The following is a 21664-nucleotide window of genomic DNA, read 5'->3' on the forward strand; positions in this document are numbered from 1 at the left end:
CAGAAGTCGTTACCGGTTAACGGTAATGAACGCGGCTGGACAGCAGCCGGAAATAGACGATGGTCAGGATGCCGACGATGAACAGCAGGATCACGCCGGCCGCCGAGGCATACCCGATTTTGAAGAAGCGGAAGCCGGCCTCGTAGATGTAATACACCAGCGTATTGGTCGAGTTGACCGGACCGCCCTGCGTCATGATTGCGATCGTCTCGAACACCTGGAACGACCCGATCAAATTGATGATGACGAGGAAAAAGATCGTCGGCGACAGCATCGGCAGAATCAGCCGCGTGAACGTCGTCCACGGCCTGGAGCGGTCCAGGGAAGCCGCTTCGTATATATCCTGCGGGATGCTCTGCAGCCCCGCGATAAACACGAGCGTGTTATAGCCGAGCCCTTTCCACACGGCCACGATCACCAGGGAGATCAGCGAGGTGCTCGGATGGGACAGCCATTCCAGCTTGCCGAAGCCGAACAGGCCGATCACCCAGTTCAAGAGCCCGTATTCGGGGTCCATCAGCCAGCTCCACAAGAGCGAAATCGATACGAGCGAGATGATATGGGGGCTGAAGATCGCCCCCTGTACCAGGCCGTAGAAGAAGCCGCTGCGGTTCAGCCAGATCGCCATGAACAGGGAGAGTCCGGTCGTCAGCGTAACCGTCAGCACGGTATAAAGGGTCGTGTTCGACAGCACCTGGCGGAAATCCGGCTCCGACAGCAGATCCACGAAGTTCTGGATGCCGACGAACGTTTTTGTCGGGCTGACGAAGTTCCAGTCGAACAGGCTTAAGTACATCATGTAAAAAATCGGGTAGATAAAAAACATGGCAAAGACGATAATTGCCGGCGCGACCATGCTGTACGGGCGCAGCCGTTCCCAGACGGTCATGCTACACCCCTCCCGCTATCAGCTGCCGTGAGGAGGTCTTCTCATTTGCCGCTCCCGCTGTCTGCACCCGGCTGCCGTTGAGGCTGAAATAATAGAGATGCCCGTGCGGTACGGCGATGTGTACACGCTCCGCCGTCACCAGCGGCTTCAGAAACGTTTTGACAAAGAACGCTCCCGCCTTGGAACGGATCTGATAGATATGCTCCGCCCCCAGGCTCTCCCGCGTCAAGATGTCTCCTTCGAGCACAAGACCTTCCATCGGGCCGTCCGGATTGATCTGTGCATGCTCCGGCCGGAAGCCGACATGGTAGGCTCCGGACTCGGATTGGACGCGCAGCCCCTTGATGTCGCCGACCTTTATGATGTTCATCGCCGGCGTGCCGATAAACTGGGCGGTGAACAGGTTGGCAGGCTGCTCGTACAGCTTCATCGGCGAGTCCGCCTGCTGGACCGCCCCTTCGTTCATGACGACGATCTCGTCGCCCATGGACATGGCTTCGACCTGATCATGCGTCACGTAGACAAAGGTCGTGCCAAGGCGTTCATGCAGCTGGATCAGCTCGGTCCGCATCTGGTTCCGCAGCTTCGCGTCCAGGTTGGACAGCGGTTCGTCAAGGATAAACACCTTCGGCTGCTTCACCATCGCCCGGGCGAGCGCCACGCGCTGGCGCTGGCCGCCGGAGAGATTCTGCGGCTTCTTGTCGAGGTATGGCCCAAGTCCGACGATTTCGGAAATGTCGGAGACCAGGCGCTCCCGCTCCTTGCGGGAGACGCCGCGGTTCTTGAGACCGAACTCGATATTGCCCCGGACCGTCATGGTCGGGTACAGCGCATAGTTTTGGAACACCATCGCCACGTCCCGCAGGCCGGGCGGCGTGTCGTTCACGCGCTGGCCGTCGATGAGAATATCTCCTGCGGTCTGTCTTTCCAGCCCGGCCACCATGCGCAGCGTCGTCGATTTGCCGCAGCCGGACGGCCCGACCAGGACGGTAAACGAACCGTCCCGGATCGTCAGGTTAAGGTCCTGAATTACGGTTTCTTCCTTGTATTTCTTGCAAATGCCGATCAGCTCGATTTGGGCCATGCCGAATGCCTCCTTGTTTGGCGGGTCTGTTTCATTGCCTGACAGGCGCTAAACTTACTTGCCAAGCAGCTTATCCGACTTGGCCGCGGCTTCGTCCAGCGCCTGCTGCGGCGTCGTCTTCGGATCGATAATCGCCTTCTGGATCGCATCGCGGACGATCTTGGCGACTTCCGGATATCCGTTCTCCATCGGGCGCGGTCTCGCGTATTTCAGCTGGTCGACAGCGACTTTATACTGCGGATACTGGGTAAAATGCTCCTTGAGCTCTTCGCTTTCCACCGCCGACGTGCGGGTCGGCAGGTATCCGACATGCTTATGCTGGTAAATCGTGTTTTCCTGGGAGGTCATCCATTTCATGAATTCCCAGGCCGCCGCCTTCTCCTCGGCGCTGCTCTTCGACGTCATGACGAGCTGGCATCCGCCTGTCGGCACGCCGTAATCCTTGTTGGCCGGCATGAAGGCCGTCTCCAGCTCAAAGCCGTTGCCTTTGGCGATTTCCAGGCTTTGCGACACGCCGGCCGTCGAGGCGAACTTAAACGCGGAAATTTGGTTCGCCCAATCCTTGTCCGCCGTATCCCCGGCTTCGTCGCCGACCGGCATTTTGATCAGGCCTTCGTTCACCAGCCGCTTCCAGAAGTCCACCGGCGCCACGCCGGCCGCGTTGTTGAAGGTTGCCTTTTTGCCGTCCTCGCTCAGCATCGTGCCGCCGCTTTGGGCCACCAGCGCCTCATAGAACCAAATATCGACCGGCACGGTCATGCCGAGCTTGCCTTTCTCTTTGAGCACTTTGGAGTACTGCTCAAACTCATCCCACGTTTTAGGCCCGGACGGATCCAGCCCGGCATCCTTCAGCATCGTCACGTTCTTGTACATAATCGGAGTACTGCGCATGAAAGGCAGCCCGTACAGCTTGTCGTCCACGTAGGCGTTCCCCATCAGTCCGGGGATAAAATCGTCCAGCTTCAGCTGATCCTTGTCCTTCTCGGCGTATGAGGTCAGGTCTTCGAGCATGCCGGAATGGGCGAACACGCCCGTGGAGGCAATTTCCAGATCCGTGACCGCCGGGGCGTCCCCAGCCGCAAAAGCCGCCTGGACCTTCGCATGAAGATCATCGTAATTCCCCTGATGCTCGGCGACCACCTCGATCTTGTCTTGGGACTCATTGAACGTTTGGACCATATGCTGCTTGGCTTCCTCGATCTTGTCGCCGAAGGCGTACCAGTACTTGATGACGATTTTTTTATCCGGCTTGGCCGCTGCTGCCTCCGCTGTCTCGCTGCCGGCCGCCTTCTCGGCTCCGCCGCCGCATCCGGCCAGCATGCCCGTCATTACCGCGGACAGTGTAAGCAGTGCGATCTTTTTCTTGAACATCGATTGATTCCTCCACCCTTGAATTTGGTTTATGTCTGCTGTACAACGACGGCTGCAGCCAAAAAAATAAAGAAACCCGAATACCGCCGAGCAGGAACGCTGGCTTAGCGCTCTCTCGACAGATCAGGTTTCTCCATAACTCCAACCGTTCTATTTACTTGTCGATTTCATCATAAGGGACAACTATTAACGCGGTTTATGCGGAATATTAACGGGACATCAAATGATCTTTCTTCTCCACAGCTCAGGACGGGAAGCGGAAATGGCGGTCGCTCCCTGGTCCAGGCACTCCTGTGCGTGGCTGTGCTCATACAGCAGGCCGCCGGTGATGATCGGGAGTTCCGTAAAACTCTTCACCCTGCGGATCATGTCCGGAATGCGGGCAGGCATCAGCTCGATGATGTCCGGCTCGGCCTGGGACAGGCTCTTCGCGATGTTCTCCAGCCCTTCGCTGTCGACGAGAAAGAAACGCTGCACCGTGAGCAGCCCCATTTTTTTGGCGGTTTTGATGACGCTGGTTTTGGTCGAAATGATGCCGACCGGGCGGATGCTCTTGGCCAAATAATCCAGGCCGTAATGGTCCGTGCTGAGCCCGCCGATTTTTTCCAAATGCATAAACACCGGCAGACCGTGCTCCCGGAATACGTTCACATAGCCTTTGGCGACACCGATATGGCCCATCAAGAGAAAGACGCCGCTCAGCTCATCCCGGTGCTTCAAGGCGATTTCAATATGGCGGGGGTCTTTGATGGAGGCAATCCGTTTATGCTTGGCGAGACCTTTGAAAAAATGCTCCCGGGTCATAACGTCATTCATGCGTGTACAGCCTCCCTTTCACGAAGGTCGTGATTACTCTATATTCAGATTTGCGGCGCAATCGGCAGCGGAACGAGGAGAGCCCGGTCGTCCTCCATCCCTCTGGCATCCGGATTCGGGCTGAAATGCTTCATATGCTGGTGAAGGAGCGCCATGTGATCCGGCAGCGTCGGGTCCATCACTTCGACCGGTGTGATGCGGATCGCGTCCTCCGCGATATCGACGATCCGGAAGCCCGGCTGATCCAGGCAGGCCGACAGCTGCACGAACGACCAGTCCTGCCGGTGCGCGATCGAGTCCATATGCGTATGGCCGTTGAAATAGATGCCAATGCCCTGCTTTTGGTTCAAAATGCTCCACATGTCGATGATGGGATGAATCGAACCCTTATCCTTCTCCGAACCCGCCGTCGTATTGTACACGGGGTGATGGCCGAAGACGAGGAGCGGCTTGTCGCCTGACAGTCCTACCTGCTCCTCAAGCCAGCCCAACTGTTCGGGATCGAGCCAGCCGCCCCAGTCTTTAAAATCCATTTCCTTGGCCGTGTCGAGAAACACGAGCATCGCTTGATCCGTGTCGATGGCATGGTACCTCTCCTGGCCCGTCATCTCCAGCACCTCGGCTCTGCGCTGCGCATACAAGTCATGATTGCCCAGCACGTGTATAAACGTCTTGTCCTGGCGGCGAAGCAGGTCGTACACTTCGCGAAGCTCGGAGGCCGTGCCGAAGTTGGTGAGATCCCCCAGCGAAATATACAGGTCCGCTTCCTGCTCCAAAAACTGCTCCAGCACCGTTTGATAGAATGCACGCCGTGCTTCCTTCAGCCCCGGTACCGACTCGTCGATTTCGTGGTAATGCAAATCACCCAACAGCGCCAATCTCATTATTTCTCTCCTCCCGGCTTGTTCGAATTGGATTTTTCCTCCTTCATCTTATCGATGGATTGTTTCCGATCCGTTAATTGGGAAGGCTGATTATGTAAAATTACGGTTAATCGATTCGTGTCGTCCCCGTGTTGTTGGGGTTAGCCTCGTCCTGAGTCACCTGCTGGATGATGTTTCCGCTCTGGTCGTAGCCCGTAATTTCGAGCTTCGTACCCTGTGACGCATCCAAAAACACGTAAAACAATTTGAAGTTTTGCTCGATGGGAATGATCTGCGCCTGCTTCTCATAGCCGGTAGGGTCCTTGACCACGATGCGGCTGATGTCGGGATGCAGAGCGATGCCATAATACATGGGAAAGGGAGAGCTGCCGAATTCCGTACCCTCCGTCCCGGGTAAGTACACGGCATAGAAGCCCTCCTTCCGAGCTTCGGCGTCGGAAAGTCCGGGGTGATAGTTGGAGGCTCCGAAGCTTCCCCCATAGCCCCACTTCCAGCCTTTTTCGAATTTCCTTACATATTCTGCAGCGATGGTGTACCCACCGCTGGGTGTCTTCCGCAGGAAAAATGCCACCTCCCCGTCAGCAACCGGACGCTCATCGATCATATAGGACACGTACTCCTCGCCCCGGATCTTTTCAATCGCCTCCACCACCGTCGGGCTCCCTTCCGCTTCCTTATCTTGAAGGCCGAACAACTTTCCCTCGAAAGCGTAAATAACGACCAGGATGACCGCAGCCAGCACCAGCAGCATAATCAGCCTGTTAGCCCATTGTCTGACCATGAATTCCCTCCTTTCAAGCGTCCGTCTGCGTACACAGCGGCGCCCAGCTTCCCGGCCCTGTCCCCAAGCTCGGCCTGCACGATGCGGCAGACCCCGGCGGACAGCTGCAGCGCATGGCGGGCTACCGTCTCGCGCACCGGGCGCAAGAGCCGCTCCCCGGCCGCGGCCATGCCGCCGCCTACAATGATCAGCTCGGGATTCAGCAAATTGATCGCGTTCGCTAGTCCATACCCGAGAAGCTCTCCCGTCTCGTGCATGACTTCAATAGCGAGCGCGTCCTGCAGGTCATAGGCGTCCGAAATGAGCTGTGCCGTCATTTGCGAGGAGTCGTTGCCCGTCCACTCCTGAATGACGCTCCTCCGTCCTTCCGCCAGCTTTTCCGCAAACGTTCGGACCATACCCACCGCGGACACGTAGCGGCCGAGGCAGCCCGAGCTGCCGCAGCGGCACGGCCGCCCTTCCCTGTACATGTTCATGTGGCCGATCTCGCCTGCGCTCGAAGACGTGCCGTAGACAACCTTCCCCTCATAAATCATTCCCGAGCCCAGTCCGGTTCCCAAAGTAATGAGCATCAGGTTCCTGCAGCCCCTGCCGGCGCCAAACCGCCACTCCCCGTACATGTTGACGCGCACATCATTATCGATGAAAACCGGAAAAGCGAACTCCTCCCGCATCCGGTTTACGACGTGGATATTTTCCCATTCCGGAAAGTTGGGAGACAGAATCGACAGCCCTTCCCGCGGATCCAGGAGCCCCGGAATGCCCATCCCCATGCAGCTCACGTCCATCGGCCCGATCCCCGCTTCCTTCATCAGTTCATGAACCATCTGCTTCATCCGGTTCAGCACATGCCCCGGTCCCTTGTCCGCTTCGGTGGCGTCCATTCTTGCCGCGGCGATCCTCCAACCGGCATCCGCGTCAAATACCGCCGATTTGATCCGGGTTCCGCCGAGGTCCATGCCAATGACAAATTTGCTCATGCCTTCCTTTTCCTCCTCCGGAAATCCTTGGTCGCTGACATAAACCTATCATAAACGACTTCGCTCCGGATATGAATGGATCTGTAGCATTCTTTTCCAGATTTCTCCTCAGCAGGCTGCCCGGTAATGGCATCAATCGCCGCGGTTCTGAATCTATCAGCACCTTCCGGACCGCCATATTCATAGGCATTAAATCGTAATCTTTACGTATAGATAAAATGAGAGAAAAATTCACGCTTGGTACAGGCCATATCCCTGGGCCTGCTCTATATTCGACAACGAGGATAAAGGAGATGAATCGCGTATGAAAACGCCAGTCATCATATTAAGCGGATTTTTGGGAAGCGGAAAAACGACGCTGCTGCTGTCCGTGCTCAAGGAGTGCTCGGCCCGGGGGCTGACCCCCGGCATCCTGATGAACGAGCTGGGCAAACGGGATGTGGATGGAACGATTCTGGAGGAACAAGCGGGGGTTCAGGTGCAGAAGCTGCTGGACGGGTGCGTCTGCTGCAGCCGGAAAAGCGAGCTGCCGCAAGGTCTGTCCACCCTGCTGGAGCGGTCGCCCGACGTCATCGTCATCGAGCTCACCGGCGTCGCCGATCCGGAAGAAATCCGCCGCACTCTTCAGGAGCCGGGGCTTGCCGGCCGGTTACGGCACCATTATACGGTGACGATGCTCGACGCGGAGAACGTGCTGGAGTTCAACAGCCGCTTCTCCGCCGACAAAGAGCTGGTCCGCACGCTACGCAAGCAGATCGAAAGCGCCGATCTGGTCGCGGTCAACAAGCAGGATCTGGCCGCCCCGGGCACGATCGGCAAGATCGAAAGCATGATCCGTAAGCATAATCCCGAGGCTGCGATCGTATACACAGAATATAGCCGGATTGACCTGTCCAGACTGCTGGACGGGGTTAACCGCCGCCAAGCGTCCAAGGCCGCTGCTGTCCGGGCTGGTGCACAGACCCCAGCAATGGAGGAGCTGAGCAGCCAGGAGCAGCACAGGTTCGGTGGAGCTGTTGACCCAGCCGCTTCGCATGCTCACCACCTTGCCCATAACGGTCACGGTGGGGGATCTACGGCCACTGCCCACGCTCATGAAGGGAATGGCGGCCACGGCGGGCATGAACATCATGACGAGGCGGTCTCTTTTTCCAAAGTCAGCACCGTCACGCTGACCTTTCCCGCAGCGGAACAAAGCCCAGCTTCCCTGTCCAGGGAGCGGCTGGAGGCGTTCTTCCGTGAGTGCGGAGACGCGCTTCTTCGTGCTAAGGGGCATGTGGCGCTCGCCCGCCATGAACCGGTCCAGCTCGTCCAGTATGCCGGGACACGCACGTTCTGGGAAACCTCCCGTTACCCCGGCGCACCGTACCTCGTTATGATCGGCCTGAATTTGAACGAGGCGCGGCTGAAGGAACGCTGGTCCGAACTGTTTCGTTAAGCTTCATCATTCCTGTGGAAGGAGCTGATCCCGCCATGACCACCCTCTCCCCTTTTAAAATCGTCCCGCTGCTTCTTCCCGCCGCCTTTCTGATCATCCTGCTCGTCCTGTGGCTGCCGGAGCGCATCGAGCTGCTGGATAACGTCTATATGGACACGTTCAAAACCAGCTTCGTCGGCATTCTGCTGGAGGCGCTGCCGTTCGTGCTGGCCGGGGCGCTGCTCTCATCGCTGCTGCAGGTGTTTGTGCCGGACGAGGTCCTGTCGCGCTGGATTCCGAAGAAGCCGGTTCCGGCCATCCTGTTCGCCTGTCTCCTCGGCGTGATCTTCCCGGTGTGCGAGTGCGGCATGATCCCGCTCGTCCGCCGGCTCATTCATAAAGGCATGCCCGTGTATGTCGCGATCGTGTTCATTTTGTCCGGACCGATCATCAATCCGGTCGTCTACGGAGCCACCTTCATGGCGTTCCGCAGCCATCCGGATCTCGCATACGCCCGGATGGGACTGGCCTTCGCCGTCGCTTTCCTGATCGGGCTCATCGTCTACGTCACGGTAAAAAAATCGCCGGTGAGATGGTCGATGGAGCGGGAAACCGGCGGGAATGCTCATCTCCATGCCGCACGAGGCGGCCGGCTGGCGTCGGTATTCGTCCATACGTCGGACGAGTTTTTCGACATGGGCAAATATTTGATCATCGGCTGCCTGCTGACGGCGGGCATTCAGACGTTTATGGTCCGGGAAAGCCTCTCCGCCATCGGCGGCCATCCACTGGGCTCGTATCTGTTCATGATGGGGCTCGCCTTTGCGCTCTCCCTGTGCTCCACGTCGGACGCTTTTGTCGCTTCCACCTTTCTGCACACCTTTCCCGCCGGCTCGCTGATCGCGTTCATGGTGCTGGGCCCGATGCTGGATTTCAAAAACGCCATGATGCTGATGGCGCTGTTCAAAACCAAGTTCGCCCTCTATCTGTTCTTCCTGATCGCCGCCTGCGTCTTTGTCGGTTCGGTTCTGATTTCGGTCTGGCTGTAAACTTTTTGGAGGATGTAACATTCGATCTGGCTGTGAACGCCCATGCCAGGAACACGCCCGCGCAAGATGCGAGAACCCAACACATAATCCGACTGGAGGTAGAGCCAAGTGAACGACTCCCGCAGCATCCGGCTGCATTACCTGTTCCGGGCGGCCGTGCTGGCGGCTTTCGCCCTCTATATTCTGCACCTGATGCAGCAGGACGCGCTGCATTATTACGTCGCGCCCGCCCTGGCGAGATGGATCCGGCTGTGCCCGGTTCCGCTGGGCCTGATGGCGCTCAGCCTGGTGATCCAGGCACTGCTCGGACGCAGCCAGGTGCTGTGCAACTGCGATCACCGGCTCCCTGCCGGCTTTTTGAAAAGCACCGGTCTGTACGGATTGTTCGTGCTCCCGCTGCTGCTCGGGTTCCTCCTTCCGGATAAGGCCCTCGGCAGCATCGCCGCCGCCAAGAAGGGCATCTCCCTCTCCTATTCGGCGATGGAGCCGGAGAAGGCTATTCCCAGCGCATCCACAGGGCCGAACAAGTCAATTACCCGCGCTCCCACAGATCCGGATACTGCCGTCACCTTCGAGACCTCCGATCCGTATGCCAAGGAATTCGCCGAGCTCGCCAAACTGCTGTACGCCCAGCCCGTCATCCCGGTCTACCCGGCGATTTACTCCGAAACGTTCGGGGCGATCGAGATGTTCAAGGAGCAGTTTGAAGGCAAGGAAATCGCCGTATCCGGCTTCGTCTATCGCGATCAGACGGGCGGAGCGAGCGGCCCCTTCGCGGTCAGCCGCTTTCTGGTGCAGTGCTGCACAGCGGACGCCACCCCTTTCGGCATTATGGTCGATCCGCAGCAGAAACTGGCCCTGCCGGCCGATTCCTGGGTCAAGATACAGGGCAAACTGAAGATCGTGTCTCAAGGGGGCAACAATTTGATCGAGATCGAGGCTTCACAAATCACGCCGATTGCCCAGCCCCAGACCCCTTACATCTATACGAGCGCCGACTCGGTCGCCGCCTGGAAAGAGCTGCAGAAGGACGCCGCCAAGGCAAAATAGCAGGAAATGACCGACAAAAAAACCAAGAAGACTCCGGAACGATGCCCGGGTCTTCTTGGTTTGGCGTTTGCATAGGAGTATCTATTTCTGTGGTCCATGCTTCTTGTCGGGTACTCCCAGCTGCGTTCAGCGAAGCTTTGCAACCTCGTCGCGCCAGCGGTGCTGCGGCTGCCAGCCGAGCAGGCGCTTCGCCTTCTCGTTGCTGAGCAGGGTCTCATGCCCCGCCAGCGGCGCGCGGATGTCCGTCACGCCGGGATACCTGGCGGCCAGCAGTTCGCGGCTCGGAACCGCCATGCTGGAGTCGTCGGCGGCCACGTTAAGGGCCACCGCACCGAGCCCGTCCGCCTCGACGGCCAGCCGGATGGCCGAAGCAGCGTCGCGGGTGTCGATGTAGCTCCACAGAATGCGGTCCCGTTCTTCGGGCTTGTCGATGAATGAGGGAAAACGCTCATACCATTCCGGAGGGATGACATTCCCGAGGCGAATGGAGACGACCTGCACGCCGGTGCGCCGGTGGAACATGTCGGCCGTCAATTCATTGACCACCTTGGATAGTCCGTAGCTGTCCTCGGGCAGCTGCGGATGCGCCTCGTCCACGGGCACGTATTGCGGGCTTAAGGGACTGACTGCAAATACGATGCCGTAGGACGATTCGCTGGACGCGATCACTGCTTTGCGGATTCCGAGGCCTGCGGCGGCCTCCAGCACGTTGTACGTCGACATGACGTTGTTCCGGAACGTAACTTCCGGCGTGCGGATATGCGCCGCCGGGATCGCCGCCAAATGAACGACGGCATCCGCCCCGGCCAGCGCACCGTAGGTCTCTCCCAAATCCTCAAGATTCGCAATCAGCGTGGGGCAGAGGTTCTCGTCGGGACGCCGGAAGTCCACGTTCAGCACCTCATACCCCTGCTCGATAAAATGACGCACGACCCACTGTCCAAGCATGCCGCTTCCGCCTGTAATGACGACTTTGGCCACAAGTAACGCCTCCTCTTCGCTTCGGTTCAAACCTGGCCGAACCCTTGGCCGGTCCGATTATTTCAGAATGTCTTCGATCCGCTCCTGCACGTCTTCGCTCAGGACGATGCCCGAAGCCTTGGCATTCTCCGTCACCTGCTCCGGACGGCTTGCGCCGACCAGCGCGCTGGCCACGTTGTCTTTGCGCAGAATCCACGCAAGGGCCAGGTTGCCGACGGAAATGCCGAGCTCTTTGGCGACACCTTCAAGCTGCTGCACTTTGGCGATCTTTTCTTCGGTGATGCCTTTACGCATCCAATCGAGCTTCGCCGCGCGGCTGTCCTGTGGAATGTCGGAAGCCGACGTGTATTTGCCTGTCAGCAGGCCTTGAGCCAGCGGGGAGAACACCACTTGTCCGATCCCTACGCGTTCACTGAGCGGCATGACTTCCTTCTCGATGTAGCGCTCAAACATGTTGTAAATCGGCTGGTTGACCACAATGCGGTCCAGCAGATAATGGTCGGCCACGCCGATCGCTTCGGCGATCTGCGATGCCTGCCATTCGCTCACGCCGACGTACAGCACTTTGCCCTGGCGAACCAGGTCGTCGATCGCACGCAGCGTTTCTTCCAGCGGCGTCTCCGGATCATGGCGGTGGCAGTAGAAAATGTCCACATAGTCATGTCCTAGCCGCTTCAGGCTGGCATTCGCCTGCTCCGTAATATGCTTGCGCGACAAGCCGCGGTCATTCGGGCCTTCGCCCATCGGCCAGAACGCCTTGGTCGCCAGCACGTAAGATTCGCGCGGATACGCTTTCAGCGCTTTGCCGACAAGCTCTTCCGCCGCGCCTTTTTCATATACATTCGCCGTATCGAAAAAGTTAATGCCCAAATCGTATGCCGTTTTGATCGAATTCACCGCATTTTCGCGTTCTACGTAACCGCCATATGTAAGCCAGCTGCCCAAGCTGATTTCGCTGACTTTAAGCCCGCTTCTTCCCAGTCTCCGGTATTTCATTCCATCTACCTCCTTGTTGTCCTGTTACCCTTTTCATTCTATAAAAGTTCATATATGATTTAAAGAAGTGAAATGTTTTTCACTTAATTATATCAAGGGTAGATACTATATAGAGTATAGTTATATACATATAAGGAGGAGAGTCTATGGAAACAGTCAAAAAAGCGAGCAGTTACATTCCGAAAAACCCGACGCATATCGAATGCAACATTGAGAAAACACTGGATGTGCTGGGCGGAAAATGGGCCTTTCTCGTCATCCGCGAGCTGTTCTGCGGCACTCTTCGCTTTGGTGAGCTGCAGCGCCGTATCCCCAGCGTAAGCCCCCGTGCCCTGACCAGTACGCTGCGCCATTTGGAGGAGCAGGGCGTGCTGGAAAGGGAAGTATTCCCTACCGTACCGGTGACGGTGGAATACTCGCTCACGCCTAAGGGACAGGACCTGCATGTCATCTGCCATGAAATGAAGCTGTGGGCGGCCCGCTGGACTTAAGCAGCTCACGATCCGGAAATGTCATCAAGAAAAAAGCTCAGGCACTAGGCCTGGGCTTTTTGGTGTTCCCGTAATATCGCAACCATGCAGAGGGCCTTGCGGACGAAGCTGATCGCGCCAAACGCCGACAGAAGTGCCAGCCAAATCACGACGCTCGGCATCAGCAGAAAAATTTGCTCCCATTTCAGCACTCTCCCGCCGCCAACGAAGGTCAGGATCTGCGGCAGGCTGATGAAAATCGCAAGCGGGATCAAGGTGGCGAGCATCCGCAGCGAAATCAGCCAAACGCGGCGCTGCCGGGCCTTGTGTTCCCACCGATTCCAGCGGAAAAAGAATCCACGCACCCACAGCAGGACAGTCAGCAGCGTCAGCAGCGCGATCCCCGCTTCGATCATGCCTACGGAGATCGCTGACTTTGGCGGCTCCTCCCCGTTCAAAATGTCGGCAATGCCTGAAGCAAAGGTGCCATAGTTAACCAGCGCATTCAACCCGCTGCCAAACAGGATGACGATCCCGTAGCCGCTCTCCGGCATCAGCAGCTGATCCGCCTGATACGTCCACAAAATACCGTTATGACTCAACCTTGCACCGTCTACCGTCCATCCCATACCATAACGGCTCTCCACACCCGCGGGAACCTCGCGCATTGCCGCAATACCCTCTGGGCTGAGCAGGCGTGTTCCCCCATAAGTCCCCCCGCCAAGCTGCAGCATCAGCCACCGCGCCATATCGTTTGCGGTCGAGACATTCCCTGCGGCTCCCTCCACGAACCAATCCGGTTCCTTCAAAGCGACCGGCTGGCCATAGAGCAGCATGTGGCCCGGTTCTTTGAAGGAACTGGTCAACGCGGCGTCCGTCGTACGGTCCATGTGCAGCGGAGCAAAGATATGCTTTTGCAAATAGTCCGGAAAAGGCTCCTTGCTCACCGTCTCCACGATCAGCGCGAGCAGCTGATAATTGGTGTTATGGTAATGGAACGCCGTTCCCGGGTCGCTGGCGAGCTTGACCTCCTTCAACCGGGCGATCGATTCGCCGAGCGAAGCGGGCTGTGCCGAAAACGCCATTTCCGGAAACACGGTATCAGCCAGACCGCTCGTCTGGTTCAGCAGCTGCCGCACCGTGATCTCCTTCCCCCTCGGATCGTCCATCCGAAAGGATGGGAGAAGGTCCACCGCCTTGTCTTCCAGGCGGATCTTCCCCGCTTCAACCAGCTGCATGACGGCCAGCGCCGTGATCGACTTGCTCAGGGAAGCGACTGGAAGCGGCGTGTCCGGCGTGACGGCTGCTCCGCTTCCGGTTTCCCCGTACCCTTTTGAATATACAATTTCGCCGTCGTGGACAATCGCGACAGACAATCCGGGAATCCGGTTCTGATGCATGCGGGTCTCGATGAACCGGTCGATCTGATCCTTCCGCCCTGTCTCAAGCTTGGGAGCCGCTGACGCCAGGCTGGTGTAAGCTCCTGAGAAGACGGCTGCCAGGAGCAGCACGAGTATCATTTTTCGGGATATGAAGGCTATGGACCTCCGCTTTTCTTTACTCTTCATCATGAATTGAATTCCTCCTCTTGTATCGTAAGCCCAGTATAGGAGCCAAAACGAAAGAGAAGTTAAAGACAATCCTTAAGAAAGAGTTAAGTTGAACACGACGAAGCTGCATGCTGGAATGCCCACAAAAAAGAGGAGCAAGCCCAAAGCTTGATCCTCTCTTGATCTATCCACGCGAACGCAGGATAGGCTACCCGTTATTCGCGGCATAATCCGCATTCGCTTGTTCCAGCATGGTTTTCCAATCCTTAAAGTCGGTCTGCCGGGACACATGCCGATCCAGCAGCTCATCCGGTATTTTATTCAACTCTTCTTGGGTTTCCGCTTGAAAATTGCCATTTTCCAAAAAATCCTGAAAGCTGGCAAACGACGAATGCTTGCGCATAAACGAGCCGTTTAAAAGCTTGTCGAGGGCAATGCGGCCGGATTCTTCCTGCGCCGACTTTTGGCCTTTCAATTCCATCAGCAGATCGTCAAAGGACATGGATTTATTCTTTCTCAGAAGATCACTCCTAAATTGAATTTACGCTCAGTATAACATATCAGGTTTCATTCTATCTCATACCTTTAAAAATCGGGCGTTTCCCCACCCATCGTTGCGGGTCCAGTTGACTAAATATTCCCAGCGTGTTATGTTGGTTTTGAACTGACCAGTCAGATTAACCCCGTCCAACCGACGAATGAGATGGAAAGGACCGATACACCACCGTGAGCAAAGAAAAGATTCTGCACGCAGCCACCCGCGTCTTCTCCGAATACGGCTACCACCGGGCCAGCATGGATGAGATCGCCCAGCAGGCGCAGGTCGCCAAAGGCACGTTGTATTACAACTTTCCGGGAAAGTCCCAGCTGTTCAAAGCCGTGGTAAAAGCTGGATTCGAGGACATCATGGAGCGGACGAAAACCGACCTTAGCTCCGCGCTTCCGATCAAAGAGCAGATCCTTCGGGTTCTCCGCCACCATCTGGACTTGTTCCTCGACTCCCGCCATTTTGCCCATATCGTATTCAACGAAATTTCCAACGGCATTGAGCCCGATGTGCTGGATGAACTGAAGCAGCTCCGGCGCGAGCATTTAAGCTTTCTGGCTGGCATTCTTAGAGAAGCCCAATGCGAGGGCGGCGTTATGCGCGACGTTGACGCAGACCTGGCTGCAGCCAGTACGATTGGCATGCTGGAAAGCACATGCAATTATTATTTGAGCCACCAGGAGGAGTACAGCCGCGAGGACTTGGAAAGCTTCGTATTCACGGTCGTCGCCGAAGGTCTGTTTAAGTCGCTTGATTAAGCAGGACCTTTTTTTGCCCACACAAAACTGACCAGTCAGTTCAAAAGATTGCAGCGTGTTAAACAGAAGAACTTTATTAGGAAACAGAGAGAGACCTAGACACAGAACCTATTTTCAGAAATTCATCCCATCTAGAAAAAGATCAGCTCTAGCAGACAAACCTCGTTTACTTGTAGACAGACCTCATGGATCGGAAGTTCTCCAGCGTAATGATCGATAAGCCGGCTTTGCCCAAAATTCAGGTTGTTCTCATCTAAAAAAAGAAAGCGACGGTGTTGCTTCATGGAATGGAATGCAAATGGACTGCTGCCTTTGGAATGGTATAAAAAAATGCGCCGGGATTCCCCCGTTGTCCAGTCCAACGACGGGCAAGTTTGGGACGTATACGGATATGACGATGTAAAGACGGTATTTACAAATCACGACATTTTTTCCTCGTCAGCCTTCCCTGACTCCGAGGACCCTCTGGAGCACAGCATTCTGCGGCAGGATCCGCCCAAGCACCGGCAGCTGCGCCGGCTGGTGACCCAGGCGTTCACGCCGCGCGTTATCGAGTCGCTGGCTCCCAAAATCCAGTCGATCACCACCTCGCTATTGGACGAAGCGGAGAAAAAGGGGCGGATGGACGCCATCGCTGACTTTGCCAGCCCACTGCCGATCGTCGTCATCGCCGAGATGCTCGGCGTGTCGCTGGACCACCGCGAACAATTCAAAGCCTGGTCCGACGCCCTGGTCGGAGACAGCGGCGAAGATTTCTATCAGTGCCAGCGCGAGATGAGCGAATACTTCTCCGAAATTGCCGAGGACCGCAGACGCCATCCGCAGGACGATCTGGTCACCAAGCTGGTCGAGGCTCGAATCGACAATGAGCACCTGACGGACCTCGAGATCATCGGCTTCTGCATCCTGCTGCTCGTGGCTGGCAACGAAACGACGACCAACCTGATCTCCTCGGCGATGCTCGGCATCGACACCCTGCCGGACGTCCGTGCGCAGCTGCTTGCCGACCGCAGCCTCATTCCCGGCGCGCTGGAGGAAGTGTTCCGCTATTTCTCGCCGGTGCAGGTCATGTTCCGCCGCGTGAAGCAGGATACCGTCCTTGGCGGCCAGGAGATGAGAGTAGGTCAATTCGTCCATATCTGGATGGCGTCGGCCAACCATGACGAGAAGGTGTTCGAACGTCCGGAGGAATTTAATATCCACCGCAATCCGAACCCGCACCTGGGACTGGGCAGCGGCATCCATTACTGCCTCGGCTCCCAGCTTGCCCGCCTCGAGTCCAAAATCGCGATCGAAACGCTGCTTGCCCGTTTTCCCGAATACCGCCGCGACCGTTCCGCTGAGCTGGCGCGAATGGACAGCATGATGATGTTTGCGCTGAAGGAACTGCCGATTATTTTGACATAGACTTTGGGCCACAAAAAAAATCCTGCATCCCTGGAGAGGGTGCAGGATTTTTGTCAGATGATGCAACGGACTCGCGGATCGGGAATTCACAGCCCTCGTCTGGAACCTGCTGCTCCCCGGCGCGGGGTTTTCGTAGGTTGAACCCCCTGCCGCAATGGTCCGGATTTCGATCGGCTTGTCGTTCAGCCACCCGGTTTCGTTTCATCTCACCGATTGGCTTCCATCCAGCTCACTTCCAAATGCCACGTATACGTTCGGAAGCCCTCCACGACAGCAGCGGCATCCCGCTTCATGGCATGCGCCAAGTCGTCCAGGAAACCCGTGGCCGGCTCCAGTGCCAGATGATACTGCCCCTGGTAGCCGCCGTAATTCGCCCACACCGACAGGTAAGGCACCTTCTCATTCGGAAAGGTAAAGGTGATTCCTTCCTGCTTGACCGGATCATAAACGGAAGCCTTTCCTTCCGGCAGCTCACCCGTAAAGTAAAATTTCTCGGCCGTCCGCTCCTCACGGCGTCCCGTGCGATCCAGGCGGCATTCCGGTTGGTTCGAAAAGGGCTGCGGCCACGCCCGCAGATCCCCCCTTTTTCCAAGCCTGTCACGTTCCGAATAGGAGATTGCAATCTCGCTCAACCCTTCCGGCACGATGATCTGCATCCCTTCCCTGATTTGCAGCAGCGGATGGGCCGCCCACAGGAACGCAAACGGGAACGGGCTGAGATTGGTCACCTGATAGTCGATCCGGAGCCGGTCCTCTGCGGCAAAAGAATACGTCTTCTCGAGCCGGTATGGCATCCTCACGCCGTGCACGCTGCACGAAAGGCGATCTCCATGACCCTCGGCCTTCCAGGGAATGGACCAGACCTCACCGTGATCCGGAAGCTCCGTCCCTCTCCAGGGATGCTCCGGATATCGACATACGTTGATGGTCGGGAACATTTCATCCCAGCCGCTTCCGTCGCTGTCCGTGAAGGAACTGGCGTAGCCCCCGTTCCCCAGCGGTCCGTCCGCCGGCGCGAGCCATTCCCGGCCGGTCAGACGGTTGCGGAGGGAGACCATTTTGCTGCCGAGCTCCGGCAGCAGGGTGACCTCCATGGCAGAGGTCCTTCCCGTCCAGGCGTTAAAGCCGTTAATTTGGTGCGGTGTCCAGCTCATCTTTCGCCCCCTTTTCCCCGGCCTGAGACGTCATATTCCCGTCCGGCATAACTCAAGATGCTGCGCGGCTCCCTGATGATGCGGCTCCAGCGCCAGCGCCTGCCGGAAATGCACCTCGGCTTCCCGAATTCGGCCCAGACCCAGCTGCCCCAGTCCCATCATGTAATGGCAGTGGATTTCATTGCGCTTGTGCAGATCGTCCTCAAACACGAGGAAGTCGGGAAGCGACACGGCGAAATAATCGATTTGCGGCCGGTCGAACAGATGCTTTTCCCCGTAGTCGACCAGCTTGTTGAAGCGGCTCCGCGCTTCCGCTTCCCGCCCCAGCCTGCGCAGGGCCGCGCCCTGGTAGAAAATCATGTGCGGCGGCTGGTCGTTGTAGTACATGGCGCTGGCCGGCTCCTCCAGCCCTTGTGATGCCTGAAGCAGCGCATTTTGCGCTTCCTCCTGCCGGCCGAGCAGGCCGTACGCCACGCCGAGGTAATAGTCAATGTTGTTCTCCTGGGCGCCTTCCAGCTTGCCCTCGCCGATGTTCAGCGGGTACTGCTTCGCGAGCAGCAGCTGCTCGGCGGCCTCCTCCGCCCGGCCTTCGTTCAGCAGCCTTTTGGCGATTTCGACACGGGCGGTCACGTATTGTGCCGGCACTTTGCCTTCCCCGCCTTCCCATGGATGGAAGCTGCGGGCGAGAATAAGGCTGAGCGCCTCCTCATGGCGGTTCAATGTATTGTGCAGCGTTAAGTATTCGAGGTACAGGTCATCCCGAAGCTCTACCAGCTCACGGTGCGCTTCCAATGCCTGCAGCCGTTGTTCAGGCGAGCGGCCGGTTTTTTTGTACAGCTGGTCCAGCTCGTAAAAGACGCGTGCGTCCGCCGGGTTCAACCGGAACGCCGTCTCCAGCGCGGCTTGGGCGTCCTCCGGGCGGTTCAGCTTGTTGTAGTAGGCGAGCGCCAAGTTGCGGTAAGGCGTCGCAAAGCTGCCGTCCAGCGCCACCGAAGCTTCCCAGCACGCGGCCGCCTCGGCATGGCGCTTTTTGTCATAGAGCAGGTTGCCCAAGTAGTACCTTGCCTTTGCGTCTCCCGGATGCAGCGCCGCCGCTTCTTGGAGTACGGCGTAATCGTGCAGCGTGTTCGGGAAGCAGTACGCCGGATCCGCCGCAGCAGCCTGCTCATCATAAGCGGCTGCCTGCTCATCCTGTCCGTTCTTCCGGCTCCAGCTCGCCTGGTAATAGCGGATCATCGGATAGACGTCCGGCTGTTCCGGTGCTGCGATGCGGCCCAGGACCTCCAGCGCGTCCGCGTATTGGCCGGCTTCGGCGTAATCCTGAGCCAAGGCGATGTAATTGTGCGCATCGCCGCGCATGAGGCCCGCCAGGCTATCCAGCGCCTCCTGCGCCTCAGCCGTCCGGCCGATATCGCGGTAGACGGCGATCAGCTCGTTACGGGCCGCGAATTCCACCGGATCGATGCGGATCGTCTCCCGCACGAGCGTCTCGGCCTCCGCGGCGCGGCCCAGCCTCCGCAGGATGACGCTTTTGAGATGACGGGCCTTGTAATGGCGGTATTGGACGTTCAGGGAACGGTCCACCAGCTCGAGCGCCTCGTCGTACTGCCCCTGCCCGCAGGCGATCTGCGCGAGGGCAAAGTATCCCGCCGCCTGCCATGCTCCCGTCCACACGCTCTTGTAGAAGGCGGCGTATGCCTCTTCGAGCCGGCCCTGCCATTTGAGCGTCTGGCCGAGATGATAGAACGGCTCGCTGTCATACGGCCTTGCGTTATGTCGCGTCAACGTCTCGATCGCTTTTCGGAAATACACTTCGCTCTCCTCAAAGCATCCCCTCCGCAGCAGCAGCAGTCCGTAAGCGTTGTTCAGCCGGATGTCGCCGGGATCCCGCTTCAGTCCCTCCAAATAATAAGCTTCCGGCTCACGGGTTGCGTGCCGGTACTGCTCCAGATGCAGTCCCGCCAAATACAGCGCTTCGGTGTTTGGCAGCCGTTCCGGCGCCTCGATGGCTTTGGCCGGGTCGGGAACCTGCTCGATTTTCTTCGGCATCGGCCGGTAGGAGACCAGCTCCCTTCCCTCCGCGTCCAGTATGATGACCCGCAGCTCCTCTTCCCGGACTTCGGCGCCAATATTCACCTCTGCCTGGAACACGTCGCTCGGCGACAGCTTCACCGTTTTGTCCAGAACGATCTGTCCAGCACGCTTCAGCAGCACGCGCGCTTGGTCAAACACCGAGGTGGCGTAGACCTGAACTAATGCCTGCCCGTCCGCCGTCTCCAGGTTTACGGCCGCGTCGATGGAGGCGTTCTTCACCAGACCGATCTTTTTATACGGCATAAAATACTGCTTAAAGCTCTTCTCCTCGTACGGCGCGAGCCAGCTGAAATCCGGCTGGTTGTCGGTGTAGACGCCGGTCATAAGCTCGATGTACGGACCGTCCTCGTCCGTCAGATTGCGGTCCCATGCCTGGCCGAACTCCCCGTGTCCCCAGGTCCACTGCTTTTTCCCTGGCGACACATGCCTGTTCGCAACATGCAGCAGCCCTGCGCCGACGCCGTGGTCGTAACCGCCGACAAAATTATAGTCCGAGTGATAGGCCATATAGGAGGTGGGCACGGGAATGTTGCTGTATTTGGAAATGTCCACGCCGGCGGAGTAGTCCATTTTATAATACGTGCCCGTGGCGATCGGAAACTTGGACACGTCGCGCTTGCCGTGGTCGAACACCGCATGCACGTCCGGCGGAAACACAGACTGTGTGTGGTCGTTGACCGCGACCGCCGGGTTGGCCCACCACAGAAACGTCTGCGGCGCCGCTGTCCGGTTGTACAGCTGGGCCTGAATTTCGAGGTAAGCCTTGCCCGGATGCAGGGTGAAGCCGGTCGTCACCTTGGTGCCGTACATGCGGTCGATTTCCCCGACCCATGCCGTCGCGCTCCCGTCCGGATTGCGTTCGATTGTATACTCCACCTCGCCGAACGTGTTCGGGCGGTGATGCTGCGGCCAGTTGAACTCGATCCCCCCGGAAATCCACGGTCCGGCCAGGCCCACCAGCGCCGGCTTGATCACCTGGTTATGATAGACAAAGTCGTACCCGTTCGTCTTGTCGACCGCCCGGTAAATCCGTCCGCCGATCTCCGGCATGACCTGGATTTGCACGTATTCATTTTCCAAAAAGATGATACGGTACGATTTCAGAACTTTTTCGTCATAAATCTTATCGATGACCGGCAGCGGATAAACCCGTCCCGAGCTTCCTTGGTACACGCGCTTCTCCAAAAACATCGGGTTCGGATCGGGCTTGCCTGCCTCGTAAGTCGGGATTTCCACCCGCTCCTCCCATACCTTTACTTCTTCAGGCGCTTTGGCCATGCTGACTCATCCTTTCTTTCGCTTGCCGCTTGTATCATTGGCAATGGCGATGTCTGCATTCGGAACCTTTCAAAACTCTATCCTCATCTTAAAAGGAAGCGGCGACGC

Annotated in this window: 19 protein-coding genes; 6 read left to right on the forward strand and 13 right to left on the reverse strand. The window is 57.6% G+C overall.

The annotated features are described in order from the left end of the window. Positions 1-16: 16 nt before the first annotated feature. The 7 genes from MKY74_RS31280 to MKY74_RS31310 all read right to left on the reverse strand — a co-directional run bounded on the left by MKY74_RS31280 (position 17) and on the right by MKY74_RS31310 (position 6805). On the reverse strand, positions 17-889 hold the full coding sequence (locus MKY74_RS31280; protein ID WP_076175638.1) for a carbohydrate ABC transporter permease: 873 nt from the start codon (positions 887-889) through the stop codon (positions 17-19). Between the two features lies 1 nt (position 890). Further along, positions 891-1973 (reverse strand): ABC transporter ATP-binding protein, encoded by a 1083-nt coding sequence (locus MKY74_RS31285; RefSeq protein ID WP_076175636.1) that lies wholly within the window; start codon positions 1971-1973, stop codon positions 891-893. 54 nt (positions 1974-2027) lie between these two features. Next, positions 2028-3344 carry an ABC transporter substrate-binding protein gene (locus MKY74_RS31290; RefSeq protein ID WP_076175633.1) on the reverse strand — a complete coding sequence of 439 codons (1317 nt, stop codon included), beginning with the start codon at positions 3342-3344 and terminating at the stop codon, positions 2028-2030. Between the two features lie 219 nt (positions 3345-3563). Further along, on the reverse strand, positions 3564-4160 hold the full coding sequence (locus MKY74_RS31295; protein ID WP_084204193.1) for a glycerol-3-phosphate responsive antiterminator: 597 nt from the start codon (positions 4158-4160) through the stop codon (positions 3564-3566). A 44-nt stretch (positions 4161-4204) separates the two neighbouring features. Then, positions 4205-5044, reverse strand: a complete 840-nt coding sequence (locus MKY74_RS31300; protein WP_076175630.1) for a metallophosphoesterase family protein — start codon at positions 5042-5044, stop codon at positions 4205-4207. A gap of 106 nt (positions 5045-5150) precedes the next feature. Continuing rightward, positions 5151-5825 (reverse strand): hypothetical protein, encoded by a 675-nt coding sequence (locus MKY74_RS31305; RefSeq protein WP_076175627.1) that lies wholly within the window; start codon positions 5823-5825, stop codon positions 5151-5153. Next, on the reverse strand, positions 5798-6805 hold the full coding sequence (locus tag MKY74_RS31310) for an ROK family protein (RefSeq protein ID WP_076175624.1): 1008 nt from the start codon (positions 6803-6805) through the stop codon (positions 5798-5800). The genes MKY74_RS31305 and MKY74_RS31310 overlap by 28 nt, the downstream gene beginning before the upstream one ends. 304 nt (positions 6806-7109) lie before the next feature. Between MKY74_RS31310 and MKY74_RS31315 the strand changes: the two genes are divergently transcribed. The 3 genes from MKY74_RS31315 (at position 7110) to MKY74_RS31325 (ending at position 10321) form a co-directional block, all read left to right on the forward strand. Continuing rightward, positions 7110-8243, forward strand: coding sequence for a CobW family GTP-binding protein (locus MKY74_RS31315; RefSeq protein WP_076175622.1), 1134 nt, complete (start codon positions 7110-7112; stop codon positions 8241-8243). 35 nt (positions 8244-8278) lie between these two features. Next, entirely contained in the window at positions 8279-9271 is a 993-nt protein-coding gene (locus MKY74_RS31320) for a permease (protein ID WP_076175620.1), read from the forward strand. Between the two features lie 108 nt (positions 9272-9379). After that, a complete protein-coding gene (locus MKY74_RS31325) occupies positions 9380-10321 on the forward strand; it encodes a TIGR03943 family putative permease subunit (protein WP_076175618.1) in 942 nt (313 codons plus the stop codon). 126 nt (positions 10322-10447) lie between these two features. Here MKY74_RS31325 and MKY74_RS31330 read toward each other — a convergent pair whose 3' ends face one another. Both MKY74_RS31330 and MKY74_RS31335 read right to left on the reverse strand, forming a co-directional pair. Then, positions 10448-11302 (reverse strand): NAD-dependent epimerase/dehydratase family protein, encoded by an 855-nt coding sequence (locus MKY74_RS31330; protein ID WP_076175616.1) that lies wholly within the window; start codon positions 11300-11302, stop codon positions 10448-10450. A 57-nt stretch (positions 11303-11359) separates the two neighbouring features. Continuing rightward, positions 11360-12298, reverse strand: a complete 939-nt coding sequence (locus MKY74_RS31335; RefSeq protein WP_076175613.1) for an aldo/keto reductase family protein — start codon at positions 12296-12298, stop codon at positions 11360-11362. 146 nt (positions 12299-12444) lie between these two features. Between MKY74_RS31335 and MKY74_RS31340 the strand changes: the two genes are divergently transcribed. Continuing rightward, complete coding sequence (locus MKY74_RS31340) at positions 12445-12789, forward strand: winged helix-turn-helix transcriptional regulator (protein ID WP_076175611.1); 345 nt, start codon at positions 12445-12447, stop codon at positions 12787-12789. A 44-nt stretch (positions 12790-12833) separates the two neighbouring features. On the opposite strand, the gene MKY74_RS31345 is transcribed toward MKY74_RS31340, so the two are convergent. Together MKY74_RS31345 and MKY74_RS31350 are read right to left on the reverse strand one after the other, a co-directional pair. Next, positions 12834-14339 carry a serine hydrolase domain-containing protein gene (locus MKY74_RS31345; protein ID WP_076175608.1) on the reverse strand — a complete coding sequence of 502 codons (1506 nt, stop codon included), beginning with the start codon at positions 14337-14339 and terminating at the stop codon, positions 12834-12836. Positions 14340-14526: 187 nt separating this feature from the next. Beyond that, a complete protein-coding gene (locus tag MKY74_RS31350) occupies positions 14527-14820 on the reverse strand; it encodes a hypothetical protein (protein ID WP_076175606.1) in 294 nt (97 codons plus the stop codon). Between the two features lie 224 nt (positions 14821-15044). Here MKY74_RS31350 and MKY74_RS31355 point away from each other — a divergent pair, with 224 nt between their 5' ends. Both MKY74_RS31355 and MKY74_RS31360 read left to right on the forward strand, forming a co-directional pair. Next, complete coding sequence (locus tag MKY74_RS31355) at positions 15045-15623, forward strand: TetR/AcrR family transcriptional regulator (RefSeq protein WP_076175603.1); 579 nt, start codon at positions 15045-15047, stop codon at positions 15621-15623. A gap of 282 nt (positions 15624-15905) precedes the next feature. Then, positions 15906-17030: a cytochrome P450 gene (locus MKY74_RS31360; protein ID WP_076175600.1), complete on the forward strand. Its 1125-nt coding sequence runs from the start codon at positions 15906-15908 to the stop codon at positions 17028-17030. Between the two features lie 206 nt (positions 17031-17236). On the opposite strand, the gene MKY74_RS31365 is transcribed toward MKY74_RS31360, so the two are convergent. Further along, positions 17237-18184 carry a hypothetical protein gene (locus MKY74_RS31365; protein WP_076175597.1) on the reverse strand — a complete coding sequence of 316 codons (948 nt, stop codon included), beginning with the start codon at positions 18182-18184 and terminating at the stop codon, positions 17237-17239. Between the two features lie 30 nt (positions 18185-18214). Next, complete coding sequence (locus MKY74_RS31370) at positions 18215-21556, reverse strand: DUF5107 domain-containing protein (protein ID WP_076175595.1); 3342 nt, start codon at positions 21554-21556, stop codon at positions 18215-18217. Positions 21557-21664: the final 108 nt, after the last annotated feature.

The sequence above is a fragment of the Paenibacillus sp. FSL R5-0378 genome, from assembly GCF_038009285.1.
GTDB classification, from domain to species: Bacteria; Bacillota; Bacilli; order Paenibacillales; family Paenibacillaceae; genus Paenibacillus_AQ; species Paenibacillus_AQ favisporus.